The organism is Aeromonas sp. ZOR0002, from assembly GCF_963866995.1.
Taxonomy (GTDB): domain Bacteria; phylum Pseudomonadota; class Gammaproteobacteria; order Enterobacterales; family Aeromonadaceae; genus Aeromonas; species Aeromonas caviae.
Map to the genome: position 1 here is coordinate 1 of NZ_CAWMFQ010000190.1, position 4,318 is coordinate 4,318.

At 67.2% G+C, this 4,318-nt stretch carries 5 protein-coding genes; 1 reads left to right on the plus strand and 4 read right to left on the minus strand.

Annotated elements, in window-relative coordinates:
- The 4 genes from AACR77_RS11530 to AACR77_RS11545 all read right to left on the minus strand — a co-directional run.
- The coding region (locus AACR77_RS11530) for an ATP-binding cassette domain-containing protein (RefSeq protein WP_042881564.1) at positions 1 to 392 on the minus strand (392 nt) is incomplete at its 3' end.
- Between the two features lie 16 nt (positions 393 to 408).
- Entirely contained in the window at positions 409 to 1,383 is a 975-nt protein-coding gene (gene tauA, locus AACR77_RS11535; protein WP_042881566.1) for a taurine ABC transporter substrate-binding protein, read from the minus strand.
- A 309-nt stretch (positions 1,384 to 1,692) separates the two neighbouring features.
- Positions 1,693 to 2,796, minus strand: a complete 1,104-nt coding sequence (locus AACR77_RS11540; RefSeq protein ID WP_042881567.1) for an ElyC/SanA/YdcF family protein — start codon at positions 2,794 to 2,796, stop codon at positions 1,693 to 1,695.
- 149 nt (positions 2,797 to 2,945) lie between these two features.
- Positions 2,946 to 3,839, minus strand: a complete 894-nt coding sequence (locus AACR77_RS11545) for a LysR family transcriptional regulator (RefSeq protein ID WP_010673689.1) — start codon at positions 3,837 to 3,839, stop codon at positions 2,946 to 2,948.
- Positions 3,840 to 3,939: 100 nt separating this feature from the next.
- Here AACR77_RS11545 and AACR77_RS11550 point away from each other — a divergent pair.
- A partial coding sequence (locus AACR77_RS11550) for a DMT family transporter (protein ID WP_052224803.1) occupies positions 3,940 to 4,318 on the plus strand: 379 nt, incomplete at its 3' end.

The window sequence follows — 4,318 nt, forward strand, 5'->3', positions numbered from 1 at the left end:
CCGGAGAGCTGCCAGATGGCGCGATCGCCGGCCCCCTCCAGCCCCACCTGACGCAGCAGTGCCTGGGCCTGTTCGGTGCGCTCGGCACTGGGCACACCCGCCAGCTGCAGGCCGAGGGCCACGTTGTCTCGCACGTTGCGCCAGGGCAGCAGCCCCTCGCTCTGGAACACCACGCCGCGCTCGGCGCCGGGGCCGGTGACCGGCTTGCCCTCAAGGCTTATCTGGCCGTGGTGGCAAGGCTCGAAGCCCGCCACCAGGTTGAGGAGGGTCGTTTTGCCCGAGCCCGAGGGCCCCAGCACCACCATCAGCTCCCCCTCGGACAGGGAGAGGTTGATGTTGTCGAGCACCCGCCTGCCGGCGTACTCGGCGGACACATGAGAGAGCTGCAACATGGTCGTCTCCTTGGATTTACTGGGCCACGGCTTTCACGAAGCGATCGGTCACGAACTGGCGGTAGTCCGAGGCGGCGTTCGCGACCTTGCCCTGGCTCTCGAGGAAGCGGGCGGTGTCGATGATGGTCTGGTTGACGAGGCGCCCGAGCTCGGCACTCTGGGCCTTCGCATCGAGGTAGGTGTTGCCCTTCACCAGCGCAGGAACGTCCGCCTCGGGAACGCCGCTCAGCTTGGCCAGCTTGGCGAGGTTGTCCGGCTTGGTGAGCCAGCCGTCGGGGTTGGCCAGGTAGTCGCGCTGGGCGGCCAGGGTGCTGTTCACGAAGGCCTGCACCACTTCGGGGTGGGCCTTGGCAAAGTCCTTGCGCACCACCCAGACGTCCAGGGTCGGCGCCCCCCAGTCACCCACCTGGGCGGAGTCGGTCAGCACCTTGCCCTCCTTGGTGAGCTGGTTGAGGGCGGGGGCCCAGACATAGGCGCCGTCGATGTCGCCCCGCTGCCAGGCGGCGATGATGGCCGGTGGTTGCAGGTTGACGATCTGCAGCGTCGCGGGGTCGACGTTCCAGTGCTTGAGGGCCGCCAGCAGGCTGTAGTGGGTGGTGGAGGTATAGGGCACGGCGATGCGCTTGCCCGCGAGATCCTCGGGTTTTGCGAGCCCCTGCTTCACCACCAGGGCCTCGGACTCCCCGAGCTTGGAGGCGAGCAGGAACACCTCGATGGGCAGATTCTGGCTCGCCGCCACCGCCAGGGGGCTGGAGCCGATGTTGCCTATCTGCACGTCGCCGGAGGCGAGCGCCCGTACCACGCTGGCGCCGCTTTCAAACTTGCGCCAATCCACGGTGGCGCCGCTCTCCCTGGCGAAGCTGTTGTCGGCCTGGGCCACCTTGGCGGGTTCGGCGGAGGTCTGGTAGGCCACGGTGACGTCGAGAGCCTGGGCGGACTGGCCGAGCAGCATGGAGGCTGCGAGCCACAGAGAGATGCCTTTTGCTGTCATGATGCACTTCCTTGTTGGGGGTGTTGGAAGCCACATCTTTATCTGAACATCCCCGGGGGCGAAGGAACGAGAAGGGTGTTCTCATGCCGTTTGGTTCTTAGAAAAAGAACGGTAAATCAATGATCTGATTGAGATATGCCAGAAAGTGGATAGCTTGCTCACCCGCCGTCTATCGGGTGGCTGGCGCAAGGGGCCAAGGGCCGGCCACCAGGGGCCGGCAGGTGCGTGCAGGGGCTGGCCAACAGGGAGGGCAGTGACTGACAGGGAGAAGAGAGGAAAAGGCCCCGCCAGGTTAGCGGGGCCGGGGGATCAGCGCTCCACCAGCGGGGCCGAGCGGTAGCTCCACAGGCCATAGGTGCGCAGGGCGTCCCGGTAGATGCCAAGCAGCTCCTCCGGGCTCGCCTTGGCCAGGGCCGAGAGGGGCTTGTCCGGGTAGGCGACGCTGTCGATGCGGATGTTCGCCGGGCCGCTCTGCCAGCAGGCGATTTCCAGCAGGGTCTGGCCCCGGCGCACATGGCTCGCCGAGCTCACCAGGGTGGCGAACTCAATCTCGTGGCGGGCGAGGGCATAGCCACTGTAGAGGGCGTTCTCCACCGTGCTGGTGGCGTAGTTCTCCTCGATGATGCGGGAGCGGTCGATGCCCTTTTTCGCCAGCCAGTCCGCCATCAGCTTGCCCTCGGTCTGGCGGTTCTGGGGCACGCCGCCGGTGAGGATGACGAGGGCTGCCGGATCGGCCTGGGCCAGGGCGCGGGTGGTCTCGAGGCGTCCCAGCAGGATCTCGTGCATGCTGCCATCGGGGTTGAGGGCATAGCCCAGGGTGACGATGGCGCGGCGCCCCTTCTTCTCACCCCGTCCCTGACGCTCCTTGAGGGGGGTGGCGACCACCCTGTCCACGGTGGCGAACAGTCGCTGCAAGTCGGCGGCGCGACCGGCATTGAGCTCACCGACCCGCTTGAGGTAGCCATCGGATTTGGCCTGGTTGCCCTTGAAGCGCTGCCAGGTGGCCAGATAGGTGTTGATGTCCAGATCGTCCGGGGCGGCGGTGAGGGCCTGCTCGAACAGGGCGATGGCCCTGTCCACGTTGCCGTTGTAGATCTGGGCGTTGGCCGCCGAGATGAGCAGATCGGTGCGATAGGGCTCGAGCTGGTGGGCCTCCAGCAGCAGGGTGGTCACCTGCTCCATGTTGCTCGGCATCTTGGCGGTGAAGCCCGCATCGGAGACCCGGGCGGGGGAGTGGAAGATGCGGGCGGCGTCTGCCAGCAGCTGATCCACCACCTGGCGCTTGCTGATGAACTGCTCGTAATTCTGCTCCTTTTGCAGGGAGCGCACCGGGGCGGCCCAGGCATCGGATGAGACAACGAGCGGCAGCGTCAGCAGGCTGGTGAGGGTCAGGGCAATCGCGGTTTTCTTCATCATGGGGCTCCCTCTGGGGTGCGGGGCGCGATGCCGTGGCTCGTCCCCTGAATGCTTTTCCAATAAAAACAGATGCTTGGTTTGCTGCTTACTCTACTCCCTTCCCGATGAAAAAAACGTGAACCGTTCCGGTTATCCCGATGCCCCCCTCAGCGCAGCCCCAGACGTTCCTGCAGGAAGGCCAGCCAGGCCTCCACCTTGGCGGGCAGGTGGCGGCGCTTGGGATAGACGCACCAGATGCCGTGCTCGGGCAGGGCATGGTCTGGCAGGACGGGCACCAGCCGCCCGATGGCGAGATCCCGCGCCACGATGAAGTCCGGCATGTTGCCGATGCCAAGCCCCGCCAGCAGCGCGGTGTGGATGGCATCGCTGTTGTTGACCTCGAAATTGCCCCTGGGGGTGATGGCCACCTCTCCTTCGGGGCCGTGCAGCCGCCACTGGGTGCCGCCGCGAAACAGGGAGTAGAAGAGGCAGTTGTGGCGCTCGAGATCCGCCGGGGTGCGGGGCGTGCCGGCCTGCGCCAGGTAGGCGGGGGCGGCGCACAGGGTGCTGAGACAGGGGGCGAGGCGGCGGGCGACCAGGCTCGAATCCTCCAGCTCGCCGATGCGCACCGCCACGTCGAACCCCTCGGCCACCAGATCCTGCCGGGCGTCGCTCATCTCCAACTGCAACTGCACCTCGGGGTGAAGGGCGAGAAACTCGGGGACAAGGGGGGCGATGTGGCGCCGGCCATAGACCATGGGCACCGTCACCCGCAGCAGGCCGCGGGGGGCCGATTGCAGGGCGCCGATGGCATCTTCCCCGTCGCTGGCCAGGCGCACTGCATGGCGCACCGTCTCGAAGTAGCGCTCCCCCGCCTCGGTGAGGGTGAGGGAGCGGGTGGTGCGATAGAGGAGCTGGCAGCCGAGGGCCTGCTCGAGCTGGCTCACCTTCTTGCTCAGCACCGACTTGCTGAGACCGAGCTGACGGGCGGCGCCGGAGAAAGTGCCCGACTCCACCACGGCGACGAAGGCCGGGAGCAGGGCGAAGGCTTCCTGGTTCATGTTGTTCTCGATATGGAAACAATGTTGTTTCGTGAGGGTAGATTATCCCCAAATCAAAAACAATTTACCCTGCTCGTCAGTTCAACCAAGGAGCAACCCCATGATCCCCCCGCTTGTTGACCGCGGCCCCGGCCGCCCCGCCCTCGGCCAGACACTCGGCCAGACCCTGGGCGCCCTGGCCGCCTTCGCTGCCGGCCTGCTGCTGGCGCTGATGATCGCCCAGAACGGCGCCCTGTCCCGCGCCACCGACCCCTGGCTCGCGAGTTGGCTGGCCCACGGGGTCGGCACCCTGGTGGCCGGGCTCCTGTGGTGGCTCTCCCCAAGGCCCCCGACGCCGGAGGCGGCCCCGCCCTGGGCCTGGCTCGGCGGTCTGCCGGGGGCGCTCACCGTGGTGCTGGCGGCCCTCTGCCTCAACTCGCCCCTCGGCATGGCGGGCACCCTGGCCCTGCTGCTGCTCGGCCAGCTGCTGTTTGGGGCCC